Source organism: Cellulomonas chitinilytica, from assembly GCF_016862675.1.
Lineage (GTDB): Bacteria > Actinomycetota > Actinomycetes > Actinomycetales > Cellulomonadaceae > Cellulomonas > Cellulomonas chitinilytica.
On the sequence record NZ_BONK01000017.1, the window covers coordinates 81,830 to 108,745 of the forward strand.

Annotated in this window: 20 protein-coding genes; 11 read left to right on the top strand and 9 right to left on the bottom strand. The window is 73.5% G+C overall.

Annotated features, from left to right (window positions below; genetic code table 11):
* Positions 1-14: 14 nt before the first annotated feature.
* The 3 genes from Cch01nite_RS20065 to Cch01nite_RS20075 all read left to right on the top strand — a co-directional run bounded on the left by Cch01nite_RS20065 (position 15) and on the right by Cch01nite_RS20075 (position 5,293).
* Positions 15-2,144: a beta-galactosidase gene (locus tag Cch01nite_RS20065; RefSeq protein ID WP_203758274.1), complete on the top strand. Its 2,130-nt coding sequence runs from the start codon at positions 15-17 to the stop codon at positions 2,142-2,144.
* Entirely contained in the window at positions 2,141-4,150 is a 2,010-nt protein-coding gene (locus Cch01nite_RS20070; RefSeq protein ID WP_203758275.1) for a beta-galactosidase, read from the top strand. Before Cch01nite_RS20065 ends, Cch01nite_RS20070 begins: the two co-directional genes overlap by 4 nt.
* Before the next feature lie 90 nt (positions 4,151-4,240).
* Positions 4,241-5,293, top strand: coding sequence for a helix-turn-helix transcriptional regulator (locus Cch01nite_RS20075; protein ID WP_203758276.1), 1,053 nt, complete (start codon positions 4,241-4,243; stop codon positions 5,291-5,293).
* Here Cch01nite_RS20075 and Cch01nite_RS20080 read toward each other — a convergent pair.
* A complete protein-coding gene (locus Cch01nite_RS20080; protein ID WP_203758277.1) occupies positions 5,271-5,855 on the bottom strand; it encodes a mycothiol transferase in 585 nt (194 codons plus the stop codon). The two genes, Cch01nite_RS20075 and Cch01nite_RS20080, sit on opposite strands and share 23 nt — an antisense overlap.
* A gap of 298 nt (positions 5,856-6,153) precedes the next feature.
* On the opposite strand from Cch01nite_RS20080, the gene Cch01nite_RS20085 reads away from it, so the two are divergent.
* On the top strand, positions 6,154-6,438 hold the full coding sequence (locus tag Cch01nite_RS20085) for a hypothetical protein (protein ID WP_203758278.1): 285 nt from the start codon (positions 6,154-6,156) through the stop codon (positions 6,436-6,438).
* 17 nt (positions 6,439-6,455) lie between these two features.
* Here Cch01nite_RS20085 and Cch01nite_RS20090 read toward each other — a convergent pair whose 3' ends face one another.
* The 3 genes from Cch01nite_RS20090 to Cch01nite_RS20100 all read right to left on the bottom strand — a co-directional run bounded on the left by Cch01nite_RS20090 (position 6,456) and on the right by Cch01nite_RS20100 (position 8,986).
* Positions 6,456-7,292, bottom strand: coding sequence for an aldo/keto reductase (locus tag Cch01nite_RS20090; protein WP_203758279.1), 837 nt, complete (start codon positions 7,290-7,292; stop codon positions 6,456-6,458).
* An 85-nt stretch (positions 7,293-7,377) separates the two neighbouring features.
* Entirely contained in the window at positions 7,378-8,556 is a 1,179-nt protein-coding gene (locus Cch01nite_RS20095; protein ID WP_203758280.1) for an RtcB family protein, read from the bottom strand.
* Positions 8,557-8,599: 43 nt separating this feature from the next.
* Positions 8,600-8,986: a DUF4406 domain-containing protein gene (locus Cch01nite_RS20100; RefSeq protein WP_203758281.1), complete on the bottom strand. Its 387-nt coding sequence runs from the start codon at positions 8,984-8,986 to the stop codon at positions 8,600-8,602.
* A gap of 40 nt (positions 8,987-9,026) precedes the next feature.
* On the opposite strand from Cch01nite_RS20100, the gene Cch01nite_RS20105 reads away from it, so the two are divergent.
* The 3 genes from Cch01nite_RS20105 to Cch01nite_RS20115 all read left to right on the top strand — a co-directional run bounded on the left by Cch01nite_RS20105 (position 9,027) and on the right by Cch01nite_RS20115 (position 12,926).
* Positions 9,027-9,785 (top strand): DeoR/GlpR family DNA-binding transcription regulator, encoded by a 759-nt coding sequence (locus tag Cch01nite_RS20105; protein WP_239071135.1) that lies wholly within the window; start codon positions 9,027-9,029, stop codon positions 9,783-9,785.
* 198 nt (positions 9,786-9,983) lie between these two features.
* Complete coding sequence (locus Cch01nite_RS20110; protein ID WP_239071136.1) at positions 9,984-12,455, top strand: glycogen/starch/alpha-glucan phosphorylase; 2,472 nt, start codon at positions 9,984-9,986, stop codon at positions 12,453-12,455.
* 99 nt (positions 12,456-12,554) lie between these two features.
* Positions 12,555-12,926 (top strand): DUF5997 family protein, encoded by a 372-nt coding sequence (locus Cch01nite_RS20115; RefSeq protein WP_203758314.1) that lies wholly within the window; start codon positions 12,555-12,557, stop codon positions 12,924-12,926.
* 42 nt (positions 12,927-12,968) lie between these two features.
* On the opposite strand, the gene Cch01nite_RS20120 is transcribed toward Cch01nite_RS20115, so the two are convergent.
* The 4 genes from Cch01nite_RS20120 to Cch01nite_RS20135 are packed head-to-tail and all read right to left on the bottom strand — an operon-like array spanning position 12,969 to position 16,217.
* Positions 12,969-13,865: a YhjD/YihY/BrkB family envelope integrity protein gene (locus tag Cch01nite_RS20120; protein ID WP_203758283.1), complete on the bottom strand. Its 897-nt coding sequence runs from the start codon at positions 13,863-13,865 to the stop codon at positions 12,969-12,971.
* 5 nt (positions 13,866-13,870) lie between these two features.
* A complete protein-coding gene (locus Cch01nite_RS20125; RefSeq protein WP_203758284.1) occupies positions 13,871-14,686 on the bottom strand; it encodes a LysR family substrate-binding domain-containing protein in 816 nt (271 codons plus the stop codon).
* Positions 14,683-15,426 (bottom strand): tRNA (guanosine(46)-N7)-methyltransferase TrmB, encoded by a 744-nt coding sequence (gene trmB / locus Cch01nite_RS20130; protein ID WP_203758285.1) that lies wholly within the window; start codon positions 15,424-15,426, stop codon positions 14,683-14,685. Before trmB ends, Cch01nite_RS20125 begins: the two co-directional genes overlap by 4 nt.
* A gap of 5 nt (positions 15,427-15,431) precedes the next feature.
* Positions 15,432-16,217 (bottom strand): VOC family protein, encoded by a 786-nt coding sequence (locus Cch01nite_RS20135; protein WP_203758286.1) that lies wholly within the window; start codon positions 16,215-16,217, stop codon positions 15,432-15,434.
* A gap of 226 nt (positions 16,218-16,443) precedes the next feature.
* On the opposite strand from Cch01nite_RS20135, the gene Cch01nite_RS20140 reads away from it, so the two are divergent.
* Together Cch01nite_RS20140 and Cch01nite_RS20145 are read left to right on the top strand one after the other, a co-directional pair.
* On the top strand, positions 16,444-17,451 hold the full coding sequence (locus tag Cch01nite_RS20140) for a cation diffusion facilitator family transporter (RefSeq protein WP_203758287.1): 1,008 nt from the start codon (positions 16,444-16,446) through the stop codon (positions 17,449-17,451).
* A 99-nt stretch (positions 17,452-17,550) separates the two neighbouring features.
* Positions 17,551-18,948, top strand: a complete 1,398-nt coding sequence (locus Cch01nite_RS20145) for an ion channel protein (RefSeq protein WP_203758288.1) — start codon at positions 17,551-17,553, stop codon at positions 18,946-18,948.
* Here Cch01nite_RS20145 and Cch01nite_RS20150 read toward each other — a convergent pair.
* On the bottom strand, positions 18,863-19,891 hold the full coding sequence (locus tag Cch01nite_RS20150) for an alpha/beta hydrolase (RefSeq protein WP_203758289.1): 1,029 nt from the start codon (positions 19,889-19,891) through the stop codon (positions 18,863-18,865). The two genes, Cch01nite_RS20145 and Cch01nite_RS20150, sit on opposite strands and share 86 nt — an antisense overlap.
* Positions 19,892-20,018: 127 nt before the next feature.
* Between Cch01nite_RS20150 and clpB the strand changes: the two genes are divergently transcribed.
* The gene (gene clpB, locus Cch01nite_RS20155) at positions 20,019-22,637 is read left to right on the top strand and encodes an ATP-dependent chaperone ClpB (RefSeq protein ID WP_203758290.1); all 2,619 of its coding nucleotides are present in this window, start codon (positions 20,019-20,021) and stop codon (positions 22,635-22,637) included.
* 359 nt (positions 22,638-22,996) lie between these two features.
* A complete protein-coding gene (locus Cch01nite_RS20160) occupies positions 22,997-26,851 on the top strand; it encodes a tandem-95 repeat protein (protein WP_203758291.1) in 3,855 nt (1,284 codons plus the stop codon).
* Positions 26,852-26,916 lie beyond the last annotated feature (65 nt).

The window sequence follows — 26,916 nt, forward strand, 5'->3', positions numbered from 1 at the left end:
GGGGAGGACGGGACATGGCTGTGGAGCACCGCGGGGTGCGCTTCGGCGCCGCGTACTACTACGAGTACGCGGGGCCGGGCGACGACCCCAAGCCCGAGACCCTCGAACGGGACCTCGACCTCATGTCGGCCGCCGGGTTCACCGTGATCCGCGCCGGCGAGTCGGTGTGGTCCACGTGGGAGCCCGACGAAGGACGGTTCGACCTCGACTGGCTCGAGCCCGTCCTCGACGGCGCGCACGCCCGCGGCATCGAGGTGGTGCTCGGCACCCCGACGTACGCGGTGCCGATGTGGCTGGCCCGCCGGTACCCGGAGGTCGCCGGGGAGTTGGGCACCGGAGAGCGCATCGGGTGGGGTGCCCGGCAGGAGGCCGACTTCACGCACCCCGCGTTCCGGTTCCATGCCGAGCGGATCCTGCGGCTCGTCGTCGAGCGGTACCGGGACCACCCGGCCGTCGTCGGGTGGCAGGTCGACAACGAGCCCGGCCTGCACCTGCTGCACAACCGCGGGGTGTTCGAGCGGTTCGTCGACCACCTGCGGCATCGCTACGGCGACGTGGAGACGCTCAACCGGGAGTGGGGGCTCGTCTACTGGTCGCACCGGCTGTCCACCTGGGCGGACCTGTGGACGCCCGACGGGAACGTGCAGCCGCAGTACGACCTCGCGTGGCGGCGGTTCCAGGCGTCCCTGACCACCGAGATGATCGACTGGCAGGCCCGGGCCGTGCGTGCGCTCGCACGGGACGACCAGTTCGTCACCACCTGCATCGCCTACGAGCGGCCCGCGCTCGACGACGCCGACCTCGCGTCCGTCCTGGACGTGACCAGCGGGAACGCCTACTACGGGATGCAGGACGCGCTCCTGCACCCGAGCAGCGAGACGCCGGCCCAGTACTGGACCGCGTACGGCACCTGGGCGCTGTTCCAGGTCGGGGACGTCATGTTCTCCAGCCGCGGGGAGCCGTTCCTCGTCACCGAGACGGACGCGCAGTCGATCGGCGGGCCCTCGACGAACTTCCCGGCCTACCCGGGCCAGTGGCGGCAGGCCGCGTGGGCGCTCGTCGCCCGGGGGGCCCGGATGATCGAGTACTGGCACTGGCACACGCTGCACTACGGCGCCGAGACCTACTGGGGCGGCGTCCTGCCGCACAGCGGCCTGCCGGGGCGGGCGTACCGCGAGATCGCGGGGCTGGGTGCGGAGCTCGGGCGGGTCGGCCCGGCGCTCGCGGACGCCGTGCCCGACGCGGACGTCGCGATCCTGTCCTCGACGGACGCGCGGTTCGCGCTCGCGGGCCAGCCGCCGCTGCAGCGCGACGACGGGACCGGGGACCCGAACAGCTACCCGAGGATCGTCAGGGCCTTCTACCGGGGGGCGTTCGACGCGGGTCTGCAGGTGCGGGTCGTCCGGCCGCAGCACCTGTTCGTCGACGACCCCGCGGCGGTCGTCGAGCGGCATCCCGTGCTCGTCGCGGCCGGGTACTACCCGGCGTCCGACGCGGACCTCACCTGGCTGCTGCGGTACGCCGAGGCCGGCGGCCACCTCGTCGTCGGGCCGCGCACCGGGTACGCGGACCACGAGGGGCGGGCGCGGGCTTCCGTGCAGCCGGCGATGCTGTCGGAGGCGGCCGGGGTCTCGTACGACGAGCTCTCGAACCTCGTCGGGCCTGTGCCCGTCACCGGGGCGCTGACCGGGGACGCCACCGCGTGGGCCGAGTGCCTCGTGCCCGACGGCGCCGACGTGCTCGCGACGTTCGACCACCCGCACCTGGGGGCGTGGGCCGCCGCCACGACGAGGTCCCACGGCTCGGGCCGTGTCACCGTGGTGGGGACCGTCCCCGGTCTCGACCTGGCGCGGTCGCTCGCCGACTGGCTCGTGCCCGCACCCCTCGCGGGCTGGGCCGACCTGCCGCCGAGCGTCACCGTCCACACCTCGACGCGGCCCGACGGGTCCCGCGTCCACGTCCTGCACAACTGGTCCTGGGAGGCCGCCACCGTGACCGCACCTGTCGACCTGTCCGTCCTCGTCACCCCGCGGGGTGCCGCCCTGGCCGACCCGCCACCCGCTTCCGACGGCGGCGGCTCGCTGACCGCCGGCGAGACCGTGACCCTCGGCTCGTGGGACGTGCTCGTGGCGGTGACCCGGTGAGCCGCTGGACGGGCCGCTGGCCCACCGACGGCATCGCGTTCGGCGCCGACTACAACCCGGAGCAGTGGCCGCAGGAGGTGTGGGCCGAGGACGTCTCCCTGATGCGCGAAGCGGGTGTGAACCTCGTCAGCCTCGGCATCTTCTCCTGGGGGCAGCTCGAACCCGAGGAAGGCCGGTTCGAGTTCGAGTGGCTCGACCGGATCCTCGACCTGCTGCACGAGGCGGGCATCGGCGTCGACCTCGCGACGCCCAGCGCCGCACCGCCAGTCTGGCTGCACCTGGCGCACCCCGAGATGCTGCCCGTCGACGCCGACGGCCTGCGGTTCACGCACGGCAGCCGCGAGTCCTGGTGCGTGTCGTCGCCCGTCATCCGGGCGCACGCCACCCGAGTCGCCCGTGTGCTCGCCGAGCGGTACGGGCACCACCCGGCCGTCCGCATGTGGCACGTGTCCAACGAGCTCGCCTGCCACAACGGCCGGTGCTACTGCGACGTGTCCGCCGCGGCGTTCCGCGACTGGCTCGGCAAGGAGTACCCGGACGTCGACGCCCTCAACCTCGCGTGGGGCACCGCGTTCTGGGGGCAGCGGTACACGTCGTTCGAGCAGATCCTGCCCCCGCGCCGCACCACGACCATCCCCAACCCGGGCCAGCGGCTCGACTACGACCGGTTCTCGTCCGACGCGTTCGTCGCGCACCTCGAGGCCGAGGCGGCCGTGCTCCGCGAGGTCACCCCGCACCTGCCCGTCACCACGAACTACATGGTCATGGGCGACTTCCACCAGCTCGACTACCAGGCGACCACGCCGCTCGTCGACATCGTCTCCAACGACCACTACCTGTGGGCCGAGGACCCGCGCGGCTGGGCGGAGCTCGCGTTCAGCGCCGACCGGGTCCGCGGGCTCGCCGGCGGCAAGCCGTGGATCCTCATGGAGCACTCGACGAGCGCCGTGAACTGGCAGCCGCGCAACCTCGCCAAGGAGCCCGGGCAGATGCTGCGCAACTCGTTGCAGCACGTGGCCCGGGGGTCGGACGGGGTGCTGTTCTTCCAGTGGCGGCAGTCCCGGGCCGGTGCCGAGAAGTACCACTCGGGGATGGTGCCGCACGCCGGACGCGACTCCGACGTGTTCCGCGAGGTCGTCGACCTCGGCGGGGTGCTGGGGCGGCTCGCGGAGGTGCGCGGGTCGGTCGTCGCGCCCGCGCGGGTCGCACTGCTGTGGGACACGCAGGCGTGGTGGGCGACCGACCTGGAGGCCCACCCGAGCGTCGACGTGCAGTACCTCGACGTCGCACGCGACCTGCACGGCGCCCTGCTCGACGCGGGTGTGGCCGTCGACGTGCTGCCCGCGTCGTCCTCCCTCGACGGGTACGACGTGGTGCTCGTGCCGACGCTGTACCTGGCGCCCGACGGCCTGTCGGCGCGGCTGTCGTCCGTGGTGGAGCGCGGCGGGCAGGTGCTCGTCACCTACTTCTCCGGGATCGTCGACCACGCCGACCGCGTGATCCTCGGCGGGTACCCCGGGGCGTTCCGGGACCTGCTCGGGGTGCGGGTCGAGGAGTTCGCCCCCTTGGCTGCGGACGGTGCGGTCACGCTGAGCGACGGCGGCGCAGGGCTCGTCTGGAGCGAACGGCTCACGGCGCCGGGTGCGGAGGTCCTCACGACGTTCGTCGACGGGCCCTCCGCCGGACGGCCCGCGCTGACCCGGCGCGACGTCGACGGCGGCGGGGGCGCCTGGTACCTGGCGACCCGGCTCGACGCCCCGTCGGTCGCCGCCCTGCTGGACCAGGTGCTGTCGGCCGCCGGTGTCGCGCCCGTCGTCCCGTCGCCCGGTGGCCTGGACGTCGTGCGCCGGACGTCGCAGGACGGGTCGTGGCTGTTCGCGATCAACCACACCGACGCCGACGTCCCGCTGCACGCGACCGGCACGGACCTGGTCCGGTCGGCACCGCACGCGTCGGGCGACGTGGTCCCGGCCCGCGGCGCGGTGGTGCTGCGCGAGATCGACTGAACCCCCGCCCACCCGGGCCAGGGCCAAGGCCGGGCCGGGGTCGGTAGCGTGGCCGGATGCGGACGGGAGGCGTCCGGATCCGGAGGTGGCGTGAGCGAGGAGCAGAACCCGACCGCGCGGGCGCTCGTCGCGCTCGAGCTGATCCAGCGGTCGCCCGGGATCACCGCGCAGCGGCTCGCGGACGCCCTCGGGGTCACCGAGCGGGCCGCGCGGCGGTACGTCGCCACGCTCAGGGCAGCCGACATCCCGATCGTCGCGACGCGTGGCCCGTACGGCGGGTACCGGGTCGGCCGCGGGGTGCGGCCGCCGCCGATGCTGTTCTCCGCCGACGAGGCGCTCGCCCTGGTCATGGCACTGCTCGACGGCCACCACGACGTCGCCGACCCCGGCGCGCCCGTCGGCACCGCGCTCGGCAAGATCCTGCGGTCCCTGCCCGAGTCGGTCGCGCAGCCCGCCCAGGCGGTCCGTGCGGCGGTGTCGCCCGCCCCCGACGGCAGCGCGGCGCGCCCCGACCCGGCCACGACGACGACCCTCGTCGAGGCGTCCACGGCCCGCCGCTCGGTGCGGCTGGAGTACCGGTCGGAGAGCGGTCGCACGTGGCACACCGACGTGGACCCGTGGGCCGTCGTCGTGCGGCACGGCCGCTGGTACCTGCTCTGCCACGCGCACCACGCCGACGCCCGGCGCGCGTACCGGGTGGACCGGGTGCTCGGCGTGGAGCTGCTCGACGCGACGTTCACGCCGCCCGACGACCTCGACCCCGTCGCCGAGCTCGAGGCGCACCTCGCGGTCGGGTGGGAGTTCGGCGTCGACGTCGTCATCCAGGCGCCCGTGCACCGGGCGCGGGCCTGGGTGCCGCGGACCATCGGGCGTCTGGAGGCGCTCGACGGCTCGTCGTGCCGGCTGGTCGCGACCACGTCGAACCCCTACTGGTACGCCGAGCGCCTCGCGGTCCTGCCGGTGCCGTTCCGGGTGGTCGGGGGACCGGAGCTGCTCGCCACCGTGCGGTCGCTGGGCCGGCGGATGACCTCCGCGACGAGCGGGACGACGGGCGCCACGGACAGCGCCGCCCCGAACAGTGCGGCGAACGCCTCGACGGACCCCGGCGCGCCGGACGGCGTCACGCCCGCCACAGCCACGTGAGCTGGTCGCCGGCCTTCGGCAGCCACCCGTCGGGCGGGTCCTCCCCGACGCGCCCGTCGACGACCTCCCGGATCAGGTCGGCGTGCCCGGCGTGCCGGGCGTACTCCTGGACGAGGTCGAACAGGAGCCGCCGCAGGCTGCACCGGTTCCCGTCGTCGTCGGCCCGGTGGACGAGCTGGTCGAGCCCGCCGTCCGCGAGCGCGGCGCGCAGCCGCGACCGGGAGCGGTGCATCGCGCCGTCCCAGATCGCGTAGAGCTCGTCGGGTGTGTCGCCGGCGGCGGCGAGGAGCTCGGAGTGGTTCTCCTCCCAGTTCTCGGGGTGCCAGATCGGTCCGGGGTGCTGCCCGGCGAGGTGCCACGAGAAGTAGGTGTCCTCGACGGCGGCGAGGTGCTTGAGCAGGCCGCCGAGGGTGAGCGTGGACGCCCCGACGGTCTGGTCGAGGCCCGCGGCGTCGAGGTCGTCCGCCTTCCAGCGGAACGTGACGCGCATCAGGTCCAAGGAGCCGACGAGGTGCTCGACCTCGGTGCCGGCGAGCGGTGTCCCGAACTGTTCGTAGGTCATGCGACGGACGCTAGGGACGGTTCCGGACGATCTCCGTCCGGAAGGCCGACGCGAACATCACTCGATCGTGCACCGCGCGCACGGGTGAACCGGGACAAATCGGCGCACGTCCACCCGTACCGTCGCTCGTGCAACCCGTGCACGTCCTCTGGAGCGGAGTCTCGTGACAGGCGAACAGCCGAACGGCCGCAGCGCGGTGGCGCCGGTTCGCCACCCCTACCGGCGAGAACGCCCGGGCGCACCGGGGGATCGCGACACGCTGAGCCCCCTGGCGACGACCGGGTCCACGCGTGCGGTCGTGCACGCCGCACGCATCGTCGTTCCGCTGCTGGCGGCGATCGGCTACCTGGTCCTGGTCGACGTCCTTCTCGTCGGTGTGTCCGATCGGCTGCTGCCCACGACGTCGGTCGACCCGCACCCGCTGGCGAACCAGGTGCTCGCGGTGGCGGCCGTCTACCTGCCGGGTGTCGTCTGGGCCGCGATGTCGTGGCTGACACGGCACCGACGGACCCTCGAGCAGGTGCTGTTCCACGTGGCCGCGCTGGTCGTGCTCGCGCCGCTGGCCCTCGTCCTGGCGTTCTGACCGACGTCGACGAGTCGTCAGGCCGGGGGCATCCGGTCGAAGGTGTCCGGGTCCGGGCCGGTCCGCTCGTCGCGGTTCAGGCCGTCGATGTCCGTGAGGTCCTCGGCGGTGAGCTCGAAGCCGAAGACGTCGAAGTTCTCCTCGACGCGAGCCCGGGTGACCGACTTCGGGAACACGACGTGCCCGTGCTGGAGGTGCCAGCGCAGGATCACCTGGGCGGGCGTGCGGTCGTGCGCGTGCGCGATGCGCGCGATCGTCTCGTCGCCGAGCACCGCACCCTGCCCGAGCGGTGACCACGCCTCGACCGCGATCCCGTGCTCGAACGCGAGCGCCCGGAGCCCGGTCTGAGTGAGGTACGGGTGCACCTCGATCTGGTTCACCGCGGGGACCACGGTCGTCTCGTCGAGCAGCCGGCGCAGGTGGGCGCGCTGGAAGTTGGAGACCCCGATCGCCTTCGCCCGGCCGGACGCGTAGACGTCCTCGAGCGCCCGCCAGGTCTCGACGTAGTCGCTGAGCATCGCGAGCGGCCAGTGGATGAGGAACAGGTCCACGTACTCGGTGCCGAGCTGGTCCAGGGTCCGGTCGAACGCGTCGCGCGCGGCCTGCGGGGCGTGCGCGGCGTTGTTCAGCTTGCTCGTGACGAACACGTCGGCGCGGTCCAGTCCCGACTCCGCCAGGGCCTCGCCGACGCCGCGCTCGTTGCGGTAGCTCTGCGCGGTGTCGATGTGCCGGTAGCCGACCTCGAACGCCTGCAGGACGGCGTCCTTGGTCTCGTCGGGCGGGATCTGGAAGACGCCGAAGCCGAGCTGCGGGATCTTCACGCCGTTGTTCAGCGTGACGTGAGGGGTGCGCATGGCCCCATCAGACATCGAGCGGTCCCTGTCTGTCGTCGTGGTGTCCACGCTTCGGCCCCCGCCGGTGGGCGGGGGCCGGAGCGCGTCAGTCGCCCTTCACGTTGAGGATCTGCCGCAGCGTGTGCCGGACCTCGACGAGGTCGGCGGCGTCGGCCATGACCTGGTCGATGTCCTTGTACGCCGCGGGGATCTCGTCGATGAACGCGTCGGTGTCCCGGTACTCGATCCCGGCCATGGCCTCCCGGAGCTGCTCGTGCGTGAACAGCCGGCGGGCGGCGGACCGGGAGTGGTTGCGCCCGGCGCCGTGCGGCGACGAGCACAGCGACAGCCGGTCGCCCTTGCCGACGACGACGTACGACGCGGTCCCCATCGACCCGGGGATGAGCCCGGGCACCCCGGCGCCGGCGTGGATGGCGCCCTTGCGGGACACCCACACGTCCTTGCCGAAGTGCTTCTCCTTCTCGGTGAAGTTGTGGTGGCAGTTGATCCGCTCGCGCTCGTCGACGGCCTCGCCCATGTGCGCGGAGACGGCCCCCACGACCCGGTCCATCATCTCCTCGCGGTTCAGCAGGGCGAAGTGCTGGGCCCACCGCAGCTCGCGGACGTAGGCCCAGAACTCGTCGGTGCCCTCGACGAGGTAGGCGAGGTCCGGGTCCGGCAGGCTGATCCACCACTTCTTGCACAGGTCCGCGGCGACGGCGATGTGCTTCTGGGCGATCTTGTTGCCGACGCCCCGTGACCCCGAGTGCAGGAACAGCCACACCGTGCCGGTCTCGTCGACCGTCACCTCGATGAAGTGGTTCCCGGACCCGAGCGACCCGAGCTGCAGCCGCCAGCTCGCCGCGTACCGCCCCGGGTCGAACCCCGCCTTCTCGGCGAGCGCCTCGAGCTCGCGCACCCGCGCCTCGGCCGTGGGCGTCAGCGACGCGTTGTACTGCCCGGCCGACAGCGGCACGGCCGCCTCGATGGCCTCGCGCAGCGTCGTCAGCGACCCGGCGGCCCGGACCTCGTCGGCCGTCCACTGCGTGCGGACGGCGATCATGCCGCAGCCGATGTCCACGCCGACGGCCGCGGGGATGATCGCGCCGAGCGTCGGGATCACCGAGCCGACGGTCGCGCCCTTGCCGAGGTGCGCGTCGGGCATGAGGGCCAGGTGCGGGTAGACGAACGGCATCGTCGCGGTGCGGACGGCCTGGTCCCGGGTGTTCGGCTCCAGGATCGACGCCCAGCTGATGAGGTTCTTGGAAAGGTGCTCTCGCGTCATGGAGCGGGATCCTCCCAGCGCCGACGGGGCTGCCGCCGGTCTATTACCCGACCGGAGAAGCCGCCACGAAGCCCGGGACGTCCTCGACCCGGTAGTACACGGGAAGTCCACGTTCCTGCGCGATTGCGACGTCCTGGTCGGCGCCCGTCGACTCGCCCTCCAGGCGGAGGACGGCGTCGCAGTGCTGCAGCAGGCGCTCCGCGGTGGGGTACATGACGCTCTCGGCCAGGGGGCTGAGCGGGCCGTCCGCGCCGGCGCTGCTGAGCACCGGAAGCGCCACCCACTCGCCGATCATCGGGATGTGGCCGCTGCGGAAGATCGGCCAGGCGGCCTGTTCGAGGCGTGCGAGGTTCTGCGCCATCAGGGCCGGGTCGTCACCGGTGCCGGAGCGGTAGGGGCCGGCGATGAGGATCATCAGTGGTGTCGTCATGTGCAGTAGTATGCACGAGTCGGAACAATCAAGGAGAAACGTGCAACGGCTGGCCTCAGAACGCAAGGAGCTCCTGCTCGACCGGCTGCGGGTCGACGGGCGGCTCGTCGCGAAGGACATGGCCGCCGAGCTGGACACGTCCGAGGACACCATCCGCCGCGACCTGCGCGAGCTCGCCGTCGCCGGCCTGTGCCGGCGCGTGTACGGCGGCGCGATCCCGGTAGCTCCGGCCGCCGCGAGCTACGCACGCCGGCAGGAGATCGCCACCACCAGCAAGCACCGCGTGGCCGTCGCCTGCCTGGAGCTGATCCAGCCGGGGAGCACGGTCATCCTCGACGGTGGCACGACCGCGCTCGAGGTCGCCCGGCTGCTGCCTCACGACCTCGACGTCACGGTGATCACCCACAGCCCGACGATCGCCGTCGCGCTCGTCGACCACCCGGCCGAGGTCTTCATCCTGGGCGGCCGGCTGTTCAAGCACTCGGTCGTGGCATCCGGTGCGGCCGCGGCCGAGGCGGCGGCGCAGGTGAGCGCCGACCTGTTCCTGATGGGCGTCACCGGTGTGCGGCCGGACACCGGCCTGACGACGGGCGACGTCGACGAGGCGGCGATGAAGCGCACCCTGTCGCGAAGGGCGGCGCAGACCTGGGTCATGGCCAGCGAGGAGAAGATCGGTGCGGCCTCGCCGTTCCCGGTGCTCCGTCTCGACGAGGTCGCGGGCATCGTCAGCGACGCGGACCCGCAGCACCCCGTCCTCGCGGAGCTCGCGCGAGCCGACGTGCGGGTGCTGCAGGCGTAGGCCACCCCGGGAACGTCGCGCGACGAACGAGGGGTGCACCCCTGCCGCTTGATGCGGTGGTGGTCGCGGTCGATGCCTGCGGGCCGTCGCGACCTGGTCGGCGAGCGTGCGCGGACGGTCGCCCCGGGCGACGTGGTGACGTACTTCGTCGTCCGCTCGCCTGGCACCCGACCCCCGGACGTGGCTAGCGTGCGAAAGGTGACCCAGAACACGGAACCCATCGCCATCCGCGAGCGCACGGTCGACGGCTTCACGCGCGAGTTCCTGCGGGAGCTCAACTTCGGGCAGGGGGTCGACCTGTCACGGGCCTCGGTCAACGACCAGTACCTCGCGCTGGCGAGGACCGTCCGGCACTACCTCATGGTCCGCTGGCTGGAGACGTTGCGGCGGCAGTACGAGCTGCAGGCCAAGTCGGTGGCGTACCTGTCGGCGGAGTTCCTGCTGGGGCGGCAGCTCGACAACGCGCTGCTCGCGTCGGGCCTGCAGGACGTGGTCGAGGAGGGGCTGGGGAACCTGGGGATCGACCTGGCGACGCTGCGTGACGCCGAGGTGGAGCCGGGTCTCGGCAACGGCGGCCTGGGGCGGCTGGCGGCGTGCTTCGTCGACTCGCTGGCCACCATGAATGTGCCCTGCATCGGGTACGGGATCCGGTACGAGTACGGCATCTTCCGGCAGACGTTCGTCGACGGCTGGCAGGTGGAGAAGCCCGACAACTGGCTGGCCCTGGGGTCGCCGTGGGAGTTCCCGCACCCGGAGGCCGCGGTGACGGTGAGCTTCGGCGGTCACACGGAGACGTACGACGACGAGGGCACGGAGCGGACCCGGTGGGTGCCGGGCTGGAGCGTGCTGGGCGTCCCGTACAACTACATGGTCCCGGGGTTCGAGAACGGCCGTGTGAACACGCTGCGGCTGTGGAGCGCGCAGGCCACCCGAGCGTTCGACCTGGAGATCTTCAACGCCGGCGACTACGCCGAGGCCGTCCGGGCGCAGACGTTCGCGGAGAACATCTCGAAGGTCCTGTACCCGGAGGACTCGACCCCGCAGGGCAAGGAGCTGCGCCTGCAGCAGCAGTACTTCTTCGTCGCGTGCTCGCTCGCGAACTTCCTCGAGGAGGTGCTGCCGGAGGACTTCGACCTGCGCCGCCTGCCCGAGCGCATCATCTTCCAGCTCAACGACACGCACCCGGTCATCGCGATCCCCGAGCTCATGCGGATCCTCGTCGACGAGCGCAAGTGGAACTGGGACGACGCGTGGGCCGTCATCCAGAAGGTGTTCGCGTACACCTGCCACACGCTGCTCCCCGAGGCGCTGGAGGTGTGGTCGGCGGACCTGCTCGGCCGGCTCCTGCCGCGGCACCTGGAGATCATCTACCGGATCAACGAGGAGTTCCTCGACGGGGTCCGCGAGCGGTACCCGGACGACGAGCTGCGGGTGCGGCGGATGTCGATCATCGCGGAGCACCCCGAACGGTCGGTGCGGATGGCGTTCCTCGCGACGGTCGCGGGCACCAAGGTCAACGGGGTCGCCGCGCTGCACTCGCAGCTGCTGGCCGACAAGGTGCTGCACGACTTCTCGGAGTACTTCCCGGAGAAGTTCACGAACGTCACGAACGGCATCACGCCCCGCCGGTTCGTCCGGCTCGCCAACCCCGGCCTGTCGGGGCTGATCACGGGAGCGATCGGGGACGGCTGGGTCACGGACCTGGAGCGGCTCAAGGAGCTCGAGCCGCTCGCGGACGACGCCGAGTTCCGGCGGCTGTTCCGCGAGATCAAGACGAACAACAAGCACCGCCTCGTCGACGTGCTGCGGGAGCGGGACGGCATCGAGCTGGACCCGGACACGATGCTCGACGTCATGGTCAAGCGGCTGCACGAGTACAAGCGCCAGACCCTCAAGCTGCTGCACGTCGTGTCCCTGTACGAGCGGATCACGTCGGGCGTGCTCGACATCGACAAGGTCACGCCCCGCACGTTCGCGTTCGGCGCGAAGGCCGCGCCGGGCTACCGGATGGCGAAGCAGATCATCGGGCTCATCAACGCGGTCGGCCGCACCATCAACGAGGACCCGGCGGTCAAGGGCCGGCTGAGCATCGCGTTCCCGGCGAACTACAACGTGACGCTCGCCGAGACGCTCATCCCGGCGGCCGACCTGTCCGAGCAGATCTCGCTGGCCGGCAAGGAGGCGTCCGGCACGGGCAACATGAAGTTCGCGCTCAACGGCGCCCTGACGATCGGCACGGACGACGGCGCGAACGTCGAGATCCGCCAGCTCGTCGGCGACGACCACTTCTTCCTGTTCGGCCTCACGGAGCCGGAGGTCGCGGACGTCGTCGACGCCGGCTACCACCCGACGTCCTACTACGAGTCGAACAAGACGCTGCGGCACGCCCTCGACCTCATCGCGTCGGGGAAGTTCTCCGGCGGGGACCGGCACGTGTTCGAGCCCGTCGTCGCGAACCTGCTGCAGGAGGACCGGTTCCTGGTGCTCGCCGACTTCCAGGCGTACCTCGACGCGCAGGACCGGGTCGACGCCGCGTACGCCGACACGGACGCGTGGACCCGCTCGGCGGTGCTCAACGTGGCCCGGTCGGGGTTCTTCTCGTCGGACCGCAGCATGCGCGACTACATCGACCGGATCTGGCACACGCCGCCCATCGACCCGAACGCCTGAGCGCCCGGCCTCGGCCCGCCCCCGGACCGTCCCCGCGTGGGACCGGCCGGGGGCGGCGCTCGTTACCCTGGTGCGGTGACCCCCAAGAAGCCCCAGGAGATGAAGCCGTCCACGGCGGCCGCCAAGCTCGACGTGTACCTGCCGGCGACCCCTGAGGAGTTCCAGCAGGGGACCGTGACGCGCGAGGAGCTCGCCGAGCTGCAGCGCAACCCTCCGCAGTGGCTCGTGGACCTGCGCCGCGACGGACCGCACCCCCGCAACGTCGTCGCAGGGCGGCTGCGGGTGTCGATCAGCGGTCTCGCCCGCGGCGGCGTCACCGAGCCGCTGACCACCGAGCAGATCGCCGCGCTCGTCGCCGACCCGCCCGAGTGGCTGGTGCGCGAGCGGGCCACGCAGGACGAGGTCCGCCGCGAGGAGCGCCGGCAGCGCTCGCGGGAGGCCGACCGGCGCGCGGAGGCCGAGCGGGCCTGAGTCGCCCGTGCACCGGCTGGCGCGCACACGGTCCGTGCGCCGTCAGTCCGCCGTGTCGTGCCAGTCGGACAGCGGCTCCCCGCGCACGACCCGCCCGAGGCGCCCGTCGTCGAGCGCGCACGCCCGCCCCACCACGGACGCGACGACCACGGCGAACGACAGCGCGAACAGCCACCCGATGTACGCGAACGTCATCCCGAGCACCCCGAACTGCCGTGCGCCCGCCTCGAGGGCCAGCGGCAGGTAGATCCCGCCGACGGCGGCGAGCACGGCGAGCGCGACCGCGGACAGCAGCCCCCCGCACACGAGCACCCGGGCGGGCACCTCGTGCTGCAGCAGCACCCACGGCACGAACGTCCAGACGGCGGTCCACACGAGGACCTCCACGGCGGCGTCCGCGAGCCCCGACCAGGTCCCCCCGGCGGTGGCCTCGCGGGTGATCCGCAGGAGCGCGACGGCGGCGACGACCGCGCCGATCGTCGCGAGCCACCGCCACGCGGACCGCAGGCCCGGCCGCTCGACCTCCCAGATCTTCGCGTACATCCGTTCCAGCGCCCGTGAGTACGACGTCGCGGTGATGAGCGCGACGAGGATCCCGGCCACACCGATGCTGCTGCTGACGTCCGCGCCGCTCGGCACGCTGCCCTCCAGCGAGGCCCGCGCCTCGGGGGACAGGCCGACGGTGTCGGCGAGCGCGTCGCCCGGCCCACGGTGCGACGGGCCGAAGGCGGCGGCGACGATGAGCACCGGCACGATCGACGTGAACGCCTGCGCGGCGAGGGTCATGGCCCGGTCGAACGGCTCGATCCGCACGAGCCCCGTCGCGCAGGCCGTCCAGAGCCGCCACGCACCGGTTCCCTGGAGGCGCAGCACCTGCTGCACGCCCGCGTCCCGCAGCCGTCGCACGAGGCCTCCGGTCGTGCCGCGGGCGTCGGCCATGGTCCTCAGCGGCCCCCGCGCGGCTTGCGTGCGCCGCGCTTCGGGCTCGCGCCCCGCCCCGAGGTCCGCTTCGCGGTGCCGGACGAAGGACCTTGACCTCTCGTCGACCCGCCGCGCTGCGACGACGCCGACTTTTTCGCGTCAGCCGTCGGCTTCTTCGGCGAGGCGGGCGGTGCTCCCCGGCCGCGGGACGACCCTGCCGTGCGCCCGCGCACGATCCCGATGAACTCCTCGGTGAGCTCGTCGTCCGCGTCGACGAGCCAGGCCAGGCCGATCGCCGACCCGGGAGAGTCGACGACGGGGCGGGCGGTGAGCCCGCGGCGCTGGTGCAGCCGCGCGACCGACTGGGGGAGCAGCAGCACCCCGACACCGGCCGCGACGAGGTCCACGGCGTCGGCGGTCGTCGGCACCGCTCCGCCCGTGAACGGGGTGCCGGGGGCGTCCGACCAGCCGACGAGGTCGTCGTCGGGGCGGATCACGGTCTCGTCGGCGAGGTCCTCGGGGGTGACCTCCTCGGCGACCGAGAACACGTGGTCCTTCGGCACCATCACGACCGTCGCCTCGGTGTACAGCGGGATGACGTGCAGGCCGTCGCGGTCCACCGGCAGCCGGACGAGGGCCACGTCCGTGCCGCCGTCGCGCAGGGTCGTCACGGCGTCGGCCGGGTCGGCGTGCAGCAGCCGCACCGGCACGTCCGCGAGCCGCTCCTGCCACACGCGCAGCCACCGGTCAGGGTTGACCCCGGGCACGATGAGCACCCGGAACTCCCGTCCGCCCCGCTCGGCGTCGTCGCCCGTGCTCGTCGTCCCCTGCTCGCTCATCGGACCCTCCGCACCACGACGTCACGCACCTCGTGGCCCAGGTCCAGGCCGCGCTGCTCGAACTTGGTCACCGGCCGGTGCGCGGGCCGCGGCACGAACCCGACGGCGGTGTTCGCCAGGCCCGGGTCGGCGGTGAGCACCTCGAGCATCTGCTCGGCGTAGTGCACCCAGTCCGTCGCGCAGTGCAGCGTCCCGCCGACCCGCAGCCGGGACCGCAGGAGCGCGACGTGCGCGGGCTGCACCAGCCGGCGCTTGTGGTGCCGGGCCTTGGGCCACGGGTCGGGGAAGAACACGTGCACCGCGTCGAGCGACCCCTCGGGCAGGGCGCGGCGGACCAGGTCGAGCGCGTCACCGTGCCCGACGCGGACGTTCGTCAGGCCGAGCTCCTCGACCAGCCCGAGCAGGTTCGCGACCCCCGGCAGGTGCGCCTCCAGGGCGAGGTAGTCCCGACCGCGGTCGACGGCGGCCATCGCGGCGGTCGTCTCGCCCATGCCCGAACCGATCTCCAGCACGAGCGGGGCGTCCCGGCCGAACAGGGCCCGCACGTCGAGCATGCCGTCAGGTGTCCGCGGCATCGGCCCGTGCGCGTCGTCGTGCACGGAGAACCCGAACCGCGGCCACAGCCGGGCCAGCGCGTCCTCACGGTCCCGGCCCAGCGGCGCGCGGCGCGGGTGGAACGTGCGCAGCGGCTCGTGCGGGCGCGACGCCACGTGGCGGAAGGCGTCGGACGGCAGGCTCACGACGGTCAGCCTACGGACGTCGTCGGCCCCATCAGCGCGAACACCTCGCCGAACGGCCCCCGGACGAGCGCCATCCGGCCGTACGGGGTGTCCGTCGGCGGGCTCGCCACCGTGCCGCCCAGCTCCGTGGCCCTCGCCGCCGACGCGTCCGTGTCGTGCACCCCGAAGTACAGCGTCCACGCCGCCGGTGCCTCCGGGCCGGCCTGGCTGCCGTACCGGCCGACCCCCGCGACCGTCTGCCCGTCCACCGACACCGTCGCGTACACGAACCCCGGCCCCGACATGTCGTCGACCCCCCACCCGTACACGCGCCGGTAGAACTCCAGCGCGGCCGGCTGGTCGTGCGTCATCACCTCGGACCACACCACGGAGCCGGGCTCGTCGACCGCGTCCCACCCCGTGTGCGTGCCGGGCTGCCAGCCGCCGAACACCGCACCGGTCGGGTCCACGTAGATGGCCATGACCCCCATGTCGAGGATCGGCATCGCGCTGACGAGCACCCGGCCTCCCGCGTCGGTGACCGCGGCGGTCGTCGCCGCCATGTCGTCGGTCGCCAGGTACACGCACCACGCCGACGGCGGCGCGGGGTCCTCACCCATCGGCTCCGCCATCCCCGCCACGCGGCGGCCGGCCAGCGTCGCCTGCACGTACCCGCCCGTCGCCGGCCCGCCGACCTCGAACTCCCAGCCGAGCAGCGGCCCGTAGAACGCCCTCGCCCGCGGGACGTCCGGGACGGTGATGTCCGCCCACGCCGGTGTGCCGGGCGGGAAGGGGGCGGCGTGCGTCGACATGTCGAGCCTCCTTGCCGTGACCTGCGGACGGCCCCATCACACACCCATCCCCCCACCACCGCCCACTCGCCGCCTGTCGTCGAGACCGTCACTTCGGGGTGAGAACGGCACTCTGAAGTGACGGTCTCGCCCCGAAGTCACGTTCTCGGCGGGCGCGGTGCTGGGATCGCGGGCGGGAGGGGGGCCGGGCGGGCGGGGTGGCGGTGCGTGTGCTACCCACGGGTGCATGGGTGGTGGGCAGCCGGGGGAGGGGAACGAGCCGGTCGTCGCGGTGCTGCCGTCCGGGGCGGCCGAGCAGGCGCAGGAGACCGGCGGCGAGAGCACGCTCACCGTCGTCGTCGCGTTCGCGGCGAACCTGCTGATCGCCGTCGCGAAGACCGCGGCCGCGGTGATGACGGGTGCCGCGTCGATGCTCGCCGAGGCGGCGCACTCCTGGGCGGACACCGGCAACGAGGTGTTCCTGCTGCTCGCGCAGCGCAAGGCCTCCCGCGCGGCGGACCGGACGCACCCGTTCGGCTACGGCCGCGAGGTGTACGTGTGGTCGCTGTTCGCGGCGATCGGGCTGTTCGCGGTGGGGGCCGGGGTGTCGATCACGCACGGCATCCAGGAGCTCGTGCACCCGGAGCCGGCGACCGACTTCGGCGTCGCGTACGCGGTGCTGGCCGTCTCGTTCCTGCTCGAAGGGGCGTCGTTCTTCCAAGCGTCCCGGCAGGCGAAGCGGTCGGCGGCGAAGCGCGACCAGGAGGTCCTCTCGCACATCCTCGCGACGTCCGACCCGACCGTGCGGGCGGTGTTCTTCGAGGACGCCGCCGCGCTCGTCGGCATCGTCATCGCCGCCGTCGGTATCGGGCTGCACCAGGCCACCGGCTCGGCCGTCCCTGACGCGGTCGGGTCGATCCTCGTCGGTGTGCTGCTCGGCGTCGTCGCGGTGGTGCTCATCGACCGCAACCGCAGGTTCCTCGTCGGGCAGGCCGCAGACGAGGGGCTGCAGCGCGCGGCGATCGGCGCGCTGCTCGACCAGCCGGAGATCGCCCGCGTCACGCAGCTGCACCTGCAGTACATGGGTGCCCAGCAGATCTTCCTCATCGGGGCCGTGGACCTCGACGGCGACCCCGGCGAGACCGAGGCGTCGCACGTGCTCGCCGCGCTGGAGCGCCGGATCGCCGCGCAGCCCGGCGTCGTCGCCGCGGTGCTGTCCCTGTCCGAACCGCAGGAGGAGTCGCTGCACCCGTGACCAGGTTCCCCTCCGCACGCCGCAGGGTCCTCATCCCGTGCGGGTGACGCGGCCGACCGCCCCCAGAGGCGACGCTGGACGACGACCCGAGGAGCGCCCATGACCGAGACGGCCACCGAGTTCCGCGTCCCTGTCCGACGCCTGCTCGCGCTCACCGTGCCCGCCGCCGTCGTCGGCGTCGTCTGCTCGGTGACGCTCGTCGGGCTGAGCGGGCTCGCGGGTCTGCTCGAGGACTGGCTGTGGGACGACCTGTCGGGCGTGTTCGGGCTCGACCGTGAGTCGCCGGCATGGATCGTCGTGATCCTCACGCTCACCGGTCTGCTGGTCGGCCTCGTCGTCCGTTACGTGCCGGGCCACGCCGGGCCGGACCCGGCGACCGCCGGGCTCGTCGAGGCGCCGCTGCGCATCGGCGTCGTCCCCGGCCTCGCCCTGGCGATGGTCCTCATGCTCGCCGGCGGCGTGAGCCTCGGGCCCGAGAACCCGATCATGGGGATCAACGCGGCGCTGCTCGTGTGGTTCGGCGGGCGCTGGCTGAGGAAGATCGACGCGCCGCTGTGGGTGATCCTGTCGACGGCGGCGACGCTCGGCGCGATGTTCGGCACACCGCTCGCGGCCGCGCTGATGCTCACCGAGATCGACCCCGGCGACAAGCGGATCCCCATCTGGGACCGCATGTTCGGCCCGCTCGTCGCGGCGACCACCGGTGCCCTGACCACGATGCAGCTGTCGCCCGACCTGACCTTCGACATCGGACTGCCGGGCTACGACGCGACGTCGCTCGGCGACATGGGCCTCGCGGTGCTGCTCGCGATCGGCGCCTCGGCCGTCGGGGTGCTCGCGGCGTACGCGTTCACGCCGCTGCACCGGTTCGTGCACCGGGTGCGCAACCCCGTGCTGCTCCTCACGGCCGGCGGTCTCGTGCTCGGCGTGCTCGGTGCCGCGGCCGGGCCGATCACGCTGTTCAAGGGCCTCGAGCAGATGAAGGAGCTGCAGGGCCTGATGGCGACGACGACAGGCCTCGGGTTCCTCGTGTTCGCGCTGGTGAAGCTCGTCGCGCTGCTCGTCGCGAGCTCCGTCGGGTTCCGCGGCGGACGCATCTTCCCGGCCACGTTCGCCGGGGCGTCGCTCGGGTTCGCCGTGCACGGGTTCTGGCCGTCGGTCGACGTCACGCTCGCGGTCGGCGCGACGACGGTCGGGGTGCTCGTCGCAGCCACCCGCAGCGGGTGGCTGGGGCTGCTGCTCGTCATCGTGATGCTGCCCGACCGTGAGCTGTTCATCCCGATGCTGCTCGCGACGCTCGCGGCGTGGCTGGTCGTCACGAACCGGCCGGAGCTGCGCGCGAAGGACACGGAGACGGTGCCGCCGCCCGCGCCGGCCGAGACGACGGCGCCGGTCGTCGAGGACGCGGCGGTCAGTCCGACGCCGGCCAGTCCGACGCCGGACGGTCCGCCGCCGGGTGAGCCGTCGCCGGGCGACGGGACCCCGCGTCCGGCGTGAGGTGCGTGTCGAGGAACCGCACGACCTCGTCGAGGTAGCGCTCGCGCGCGGGCGACGGCGACAGGGCCAGGTCGTGCGCACCGCCCGGGACCTGCACGAACGTCACGTCGGCGCCGAGCAGCGGCGCCCGGGCCGCCATGTGGGCGACGTCGAGCACGGAGTCGCTGGTCACGAGCTTGTCGTGCAGCCGGTCGTCGGGCCCGGACGTGTCCGACGCGAGCACCAGCACGGGGACGTCGACGTCGAGCCCGCGGGCGACGCGCGCGTGCCCGCGCCGGATCGTGCGGATGAACCCCGCACGCGCGGGGAAGCCCTCGTGCGGCTTCCACGCGAGGTCGTACGTCCACTCGCCGCCGGTGTCGGCGTGCAGCGCGCGACCGTAGTGCGGCGAGACGTGCCCGACGACGAGGTTCGGTGCGACCCGCCCGACGACGTCGAGGACCGGCGTCAGCACGTGGCGCTCGAACCACGAGCCCCGCAGGTCGAGCCACGGGCTGTTGAGCACGAGGGCGTCGACGAGGCCCTCGCCGCGACGCGCGTCGGCCCACAGCGCGGCGACGAGCCCGCCTGTGGAGTGGCCGAGCAGCACGAGCTGGTCGTGGTCCGCCCGGATCAGGCGGACGGCGGCGTCGATCTCCTCGGTGTACGTGGCGAGGTCGGTGGTGTCGTTCGGTGGGCGGCCGTCGCGGATGGACCGGCCGTAGTCGCGCAGGTCCAGGGCGTACAGGTCGTACCCGTGGGCCGCGAGGGCGTCGCCGACGTGGGCCTGGAAGAAGTAGTCGACGAACCCGTGCACGTACAGGACCGCGCGCCGGGACGGGGTGTCGGTCACCCGGTGCACGAGAGTCGCGACGGGGGCGTCGCCGCGTGCGTCGGGCTTGAGGGGGAGCGTCCGGGCCGTCCAGCCGGGACCGAGCACATCGGGGACGTCGTCGTCGACCATGCGCGTGATCCTGCCACGGCGCGCCCGTCGTCGCGGATCCCACTGGCGCTCAGAGTTGAGCGGAATAGACTCAACTTCGGCAGTCGTTGGGTGGTGCAGAGCCATCCATCCCCACACAGGAGGTCATGTGGACGCCAAGTTCACCACCCGTTCGCAGGAGGCCCTGGGCGACGCCGTCCAGCAGGCGTCCGCCGCCGGCAACCCTCAGCTCGAGCCCGCGCACCTCCTCAACGCGCTGCTCCAGCAGGAGGGCGGCGTCGCGAACGGGCTGCTCGACGCGGTCGGCGCGGACCGTGCCACCCTCGGCCGCTCGGTCCGGTGGATCCTCGTCGGCCTGCCGTCGTCGTCGGGCAGCACCGTCGCGCAGCCCACCGCGTCGCGCGCGACCGCCTCCGCCCTCGAGGCCGCGTCGTCCGAGGCGCGCGCCCTCGGCGACGACTACGTCTCCACCGAGCACCTGCTGCTCGGGCTCGCCGCCGGGCAGTCCGGCGTCGCCGACGCCCTGCGGTCGGCCGGTGCGTCCCGCGACGCCCTGCTCGCGGCCCTGCCGACCGTGCGCGGCTCCGCCCGGGTCACGTCCCCGAACCCCGAGGGCACGTTCAAGGCGCTCGAGCAGTACGGCATGGACCTCACCCAGCGCGCCCGCGACGGCAAGCTCGACCCCGTCATCGGCCGCGACGCCGAGATCCGCCGCGTCATCCAGGTGCTGTCCCGGCGCACCAAGAACAACCCTGTGCTCATCGGCGAGCCCGGCGTCGGCAAGACCGCCGTCGTCGAAGGGCTCGCGCAGCGGATCGTCGCGGGCGACGTCCCGGAGTCCCTGCGGGGCAAGCGGCTCGTCGCGCTCGACCTCGCGGCGATGGTCGCCGGCGCGAAGTACCGCGGCGAGTTCGAGGAGCGGCTCAAGGCCGTGCTCGCCGAGATCACCGGCGCCGAGGGCGAGGTCGTCACGTTCATCGACGAGCTGCACACCGTCGTCGGTGCGGGCGGCGGCGCCGAGGGCGCCATGGACGCGGGCAACATGCTCAAGCCGATGCTGGCCCGCGGCGAGCTGCGCCTCGTCGGTGCCACCACGCTCGACGAGTACCGGGAGCGCATCGAGAAGGACCCCGCCCTGGAGCGCCGCTTCCAGCAGGTGTTCGTCGGGGAGCCGTCCGTCGAGGACACCGTCGCGATCCTGCGCGGGCTCAAGGAGCGGTACGAGGCCCACCACAAGGTGACGATCGCCGACTCCGCGCTGGTGGCCGCCGCGACGCTCTCCGACCGGTACATCACCGGCCGCCAGCTGCCCGACAAGGCCATCGACCTCGTCGACGAGGCCGCGTCCCGCCTGCGCATGGAGCTCGACTCGTCGCCCGTGGAGATCGACGCGCTGCGCCGCGCCGTGACGCGCCTCGAGATGGAGGAGGTCGTCCTCTCGGAGTCCGACGACCCCGCGTCCCGCGACCGGCTGGAGCGCCTCCGCAAGGACCTGGCCGACCGTCGCGAGGAGCTCGCGTCGCTCACCGCCCGGTGGGAGAAGGAGAAGGCCGGCCACAACCTCGTCGGCGACCTCAAGGCGCGGCTCGACACGCTGCGCTCGGACGCGGAGCGGCTCCTGCGCGAGGGCGACCTCGCCGCGTCCGCCCGCATCCAGTACGGCGAGATCCCGGCCCTGCAGCAGCAGATCGCCGAGGCCGAGGCGTCCGAGGAGTCCGTCGACGCGGACGTCGCCCCGCAGGGGACGCCGATGATCGCCGAGAAGGTCGGCCCCGACGAGGTCGCCGAGGTCGTCGCGCAGTGGACCGGCATCCCCGCCGGACGCCTGCTCGAAGGGGAGACCGCCAAGCTGCTGCGGATGGAGGAGGTCATCGGCGCGCGGCTGATCGGGCAGTCCACGGCCGTCGCCGCCGTCTCCGACGCCGTCCGCCGCGCCCGCGCCGGCATCTCCGACCCCGACCGGCCCACCGGCTCGTTCCTGTTCCTCGGCCCCACCGGCGTCGGCAAGACCGAGCTCGCCAAGGCGCTCGCGGACTTCCTGTTCGACGACGAGCGGGCCATGGTCCGCATCGACATGAGCGAGTACTCCGAGAAGCACTCGGTGGCCCGTCTGGTCGGTGCACCCCCCGGGTACGTCGGGTACGAGGAGGGCGGCCAGCTCACCGAGGCCGTGCGCCGCCGCCCCTACTCGGTGGTGCTGCTCGACGAGGTCGAGAAGGCGCACCCCGAGGTGTTCGACGTGCTCCTGCAGGTGCTCGACGACGGGCGCCTCACCGACGGCCAGGGCCGCACGGTCGACTTCCGGAACGTCATCCTCGTGCTCACGTCCAACCTCGGGTCGCAGTACCTCGCCGACCCGATGCTGTCCGACGAGGACAAGCGCGACGCCGTGATGGGCGCCGTCCGGGCGGCGTTCAAGCCCGAGTTCCTCAACCGGCTCGACGACGTGGTGCTGTTCGACCCGCTGTCGCTCGAGGAGATCGGGCGGATCGTCGACCTGCAGGTCGACGCCCTCGGCCGGCGGCTCGCCGACCGGCGGCTCACCCTCGACGTGACGCCCGCCGCCCGCGAGTGGCTCGCGCTCGAAGGCTACGACCCGGCCTACGGAGCCCGGCCGCTGCGGCGGCTCGTGCAGAAGGAGATCGGCGACCGGCTCGCCCGCGGGGTGCTCTCGGGCGACGTCAAGGACGGCCAGACGGTGGTCGTCGACCGCGAGGCCGACACCCTGACGGTGTCGTCCCACGCGACGGCCCCGTCCCGCACCTGACGGGCACCCTCTGGCGGGGGTCACCCGGTCGGCCGTGCGGGCCGGCGCCCTCCGGGACACCCGATCGGGGCCGGGGCGCCCGAGATGCCCCGCTCGGCACGAACGTCCTGGGCCGACCGGGTGGGGTGCTGGCACCTGTGCGCGGGCTCACAGGCGGGAATGCTCGCCGGGACCCCGAGAACCGTCGATGAGCAGCGCGGACAGGACCCTGTCCCCCGCCCCTCGACGGAGGACACCCCGTGCCGTTCGTACCGCCCGCCCTCGCGCGTCTCGCCAGGAGCCGACCGTCCGATCCCGGGGCCCCGCGGACCCGCGCCGCATCGGCCCCGCGTCCCCGGGCCGTCGCGGCAGCCGCCGCCGTGCTCGCGGTCCTGGCGACCATGCTCGTGGTCAACGTCGGGACGCCCGCCGGTGCCGTCGGGAGCGGGACCGTGCTGCTGCAGGACGACTTCATGCAGCCGACGACGGTCGGGAAGAACTACATCGTCGGCGGGCGGAACTTCACGCCGTGCCTCACGGCCGGGACGAGCACCACCAGCACGCCGATCCCGGGCTGCGGCGGTGCGGCGGACGCCGCGGGCGCCGGTGCCCTGCGGCTCACGGACGCCGTCACGAACCGGGCCGGCTTCCTGGTGTACGACAAGGCGCTGCCGACCAAGGCCGGCCTCGACATCACGTTCAACGAGTACCAGTACGGGGGCACCCTCGCCGACGGCATCTCGTTCTTCCTCACGGACGGGCAGTACACGCTCGACCACGCCGGCGCCTACGGCGGCTCCCTCGGCTACCACCACAATGGTGCGACGGAGGGCGTCCCGCACGCCCTGCTCGGCGTCGGCCTCGACGTGTGGGGCAACTACACGGTGGAGACCAACGACACGGCCTCATGCACGGCGAACTACGTCGGCACCACGCCTGACGACAACAAGAACACGATCGCCGTCCGCGGCCCCGGCGACGGCAAGACCGGTTACTGCCTGCTCGGGCCCGCCGTGTCCGTGCCCAAGCTGGGCGACGCGACCCATCGCACGGGCTCGCCGCGACCGCCGGCCATCACGGTGCGCATCGTCGTCGACCCGCCGGGCGACCCGTCGCCGAAGGTCAAGGTGTACCTCGACGGCTCGTCCACGCCGGTCACCACGGTCGACGAGCCGGCGGCGCTGAGGACGACGCCGACGTTCAAGTTCGGCTGGGGCGCCTCCACCGGCGGCTCCACCGACATCCACGAGATCAACTTCCTGCGGGTCGAGTCGGTCAACCCGATCAAGTCCGACCTCGCGCTCGACGTGTCCGCGTCGACCGTGCCGAGCGGTGACGCCGCGTCGATGGTCCTGACGGCCCGCACGGACGCCGCGTCCGGCCCGGTCCCGGCCGGCCAGCCCGTCACCCTCACCGCCACCGCCCCGGCCGGCACGGCCCTCGGCACGCCGAGCGGCACCGGGTGGGACTGCACCGCGAGCACGTCGGCCAGCCTCTCGTGCACCAGGACGCCCGCGGTGGCGATCGACCCCGCGACCGCCCTGCCGCCGGTGACCGTCGGGATGACGCGCGTGACCACCGGTCAGAGCGGGACCTCGACGATCTCCGCCGCGGTCGCGAGCCCGCTGGACGACGACCAGCTGCTCGGCGACAACGCCAGGTCCGTGACCGTGAAGTGGAGCCCCGTCGCCTCCGCCGTCACCGGCACCGCCGTCGTCACGTCGGCCACGCCGACCGGCGTCACGGTCGCGCCGTCCGTCGTGGGCACCGGGCCGTACACGTACGCCGTCACGTCGACGACCCCCTCGCTCGGGACCGTGTCCGTGTCCGGCCAGTCCCTGGTGGTCACGCCCGTCGCCGGTGCGTCCGGCCTCGTGACCGGCACCTACCAGCCGACCGACGTCGACGGTGTCGTCGGCAACGTCGCGACCGTCCAGCTCGCGGTCGCGCCGATCGCCGGCGGCGGGTCGATCACGACGGACGTCGACGTCCAGGGCAGCGTCACCCTGCCGCTCCCGTCGGGGACCGGCACGTTCACCGCGGAGGTCATGGGCCGCTCGGCCGGGCTCGCGTCGGCGTCGGTGAGCATGGTCGCCGGCCAGCCGGTGCTGCGCGCGACGTCCGCCGCCCGCGTCAGCGGCGACGGCTGGGTCGACTACCGCGTGGTCGACGGCTCGGGCGTGCCCAGCGCGCCTGTCCGGGTCCCGGTGCACGTGCGGCCCGTCGCGGCGAGCGACACCGTGCTGCTCGAGCTCGACGAGGACGGTGACGCCTCCCTGACGACGGCGCTCCCCGCCGGCGTCGGCACCGCGCCGCTCACCTACGCGCTCGTCGACGACGGCGACCTCGACGGCGCCACCGTCACGCTCGGCACGAACGGCTCGATCACGGTCGTCGCCGACACCGGCGTCAGCGGCTCGTACGCGGTGCCGTACACGGTGAGCGACGCCGTCGGCACCAGCACGCACGCGACCGTGACGATCGAGGTGCACCCGTACCTCGGTGCCGTGGCCACCACGTACGGCACCGCCGACGCCCCGACGACGGCCGCCACCCCGACGCTCGTCGCCACGGGCCCCGTCACGTGGACGCACACCACGCCGGCGGGCACGAGCGTGTCCGTCGCCACCGACGGCACCGTCACGCTCGACCCCCGGGGCACCAGCGGTTCGTTCACCGTGAGCCTCACGGCGGTCGACGCGGACGGGCTCGTCTCCGCGGCCCGCACGCTCGTGTTCGTCGTCGCGCCGGTCGCGACGCCGCTCGACGGCGACGCCGTCGCCTCCGCGACGCCCACGGCGACCGTGCTCACGCCGACCGCGACCGGCACGGGACCGTGGACGCTCGCCGTCGCCACCGGCCTCGCGCCCGAGCTCGGGACGGTGACCGTCGTGGGCGGCACGCTGCAGGTCACCGCCGCCGCGGGTGTGAGCGGTGTCCTCACCGCGTCGTACACGCTGACCGGTCGCCACGGGGTCGCGAGCGCGCCCGTCGCCGTCGTCGTGCGTGTCCGGCCGGTCGCGGCCGCTGCGTCGGCCGTCGTCCCGTCCGGCACCACGACCGCCGTCACGCTGCCGACGCCGACCGGGACGGGTCCGTTCACGTGGACGCTCGAAGCGGTCGACGAGCCCGCGGCGGGTACCGTCACGGTCTCCGGCGGCGTCGCGACGATCGACGCGGCCGCCACGTGGTCCGGCCCGGTTGCGGTCCGGTACACCGTCACCGACGCCGACGGCCTCGTCAGCGCGCCGGCCACCCTGACGGTCACGGTCGACCCGGTCGCGCCCGACGGCGGCACCGGCACGAAGGCCGTCCAGCCCGGCACCGCCGGCGGCCCCGTCGCCGGCCCGACGCCCAGCCCGGCCGGCACCGGTCCGTTCCGGTTCGAGATCGTCACCGGGCCGACGCCCGAGCAGGGCACCGTGACGATCGACCCGGACACCGGCGTCGTGACGTTCGTGCCCGCGCCCGGGTTCAGCGGCCCGGTCGACGTCCTCTACCAGGCGACCGACGGGCACGGCACGCCCGCCGCGCCCGCGACGGTGACGTTCCAGATCGCGCCCGTCGCCGCCCCCACCGGCGGCACGCCGACCGGAAGCCCGACGCGACCGCTGCGGACGAACACCGGGAAGCGGGTCACGACCCCGCTCCCGACGCCCGTCGGCACCGGGCCGTTCACCTACGAGCTCGTCGACGGCCCCACGCCGGACCAGGGCACCGTCACGATCGACCCCGTCACGGGCGAGCTCGTGCTCGTGCCCGCGCCCGGGTTCAGCGGCACCCTGACCGCCCGGTACCGGGTCGTCGACTCGACCGGGCTGGTCAGCGAGCCGGAGACGTACCGGCTCGACGTGGCGCCGACGGCCGGCCCGTCGTCGTCGACACTCACCGCCGGGAAGGCCGCCACCGTGCAGCTCCCGACGCCGCAGGGCCGAGGGCCGTTCACGTGGACGCTCGTCGGCGGCCCGACGGCCGACCAGGGGACCGTCGTGCTCGACCCGGCGACGGGCCGGCTCACGTTCGTCGCCGCCCCCGGCTTCACGGGTGCCGTGCACCTCACGTACACGGTGACGGACGCCGACGGCATCGTCAGCGAGGTCCTCTCCGCGAACGTCCAGGTCCGGACGGTGCTCGCCGCCACCGGGGCCACCCTGGCGCCCCTCGCGGGAGCCGGTGCCCTGCTCGTGGCGCTCGGCGCGGGCCTCGTGCTGGCGGTGCGACGGCGCCGCGCCTGACGCAGCCGCGCCTGACGCTCCCGCGTGTGGTGCGTCGACCGGGCCCTGGGGGCGTCTCCCCGGGG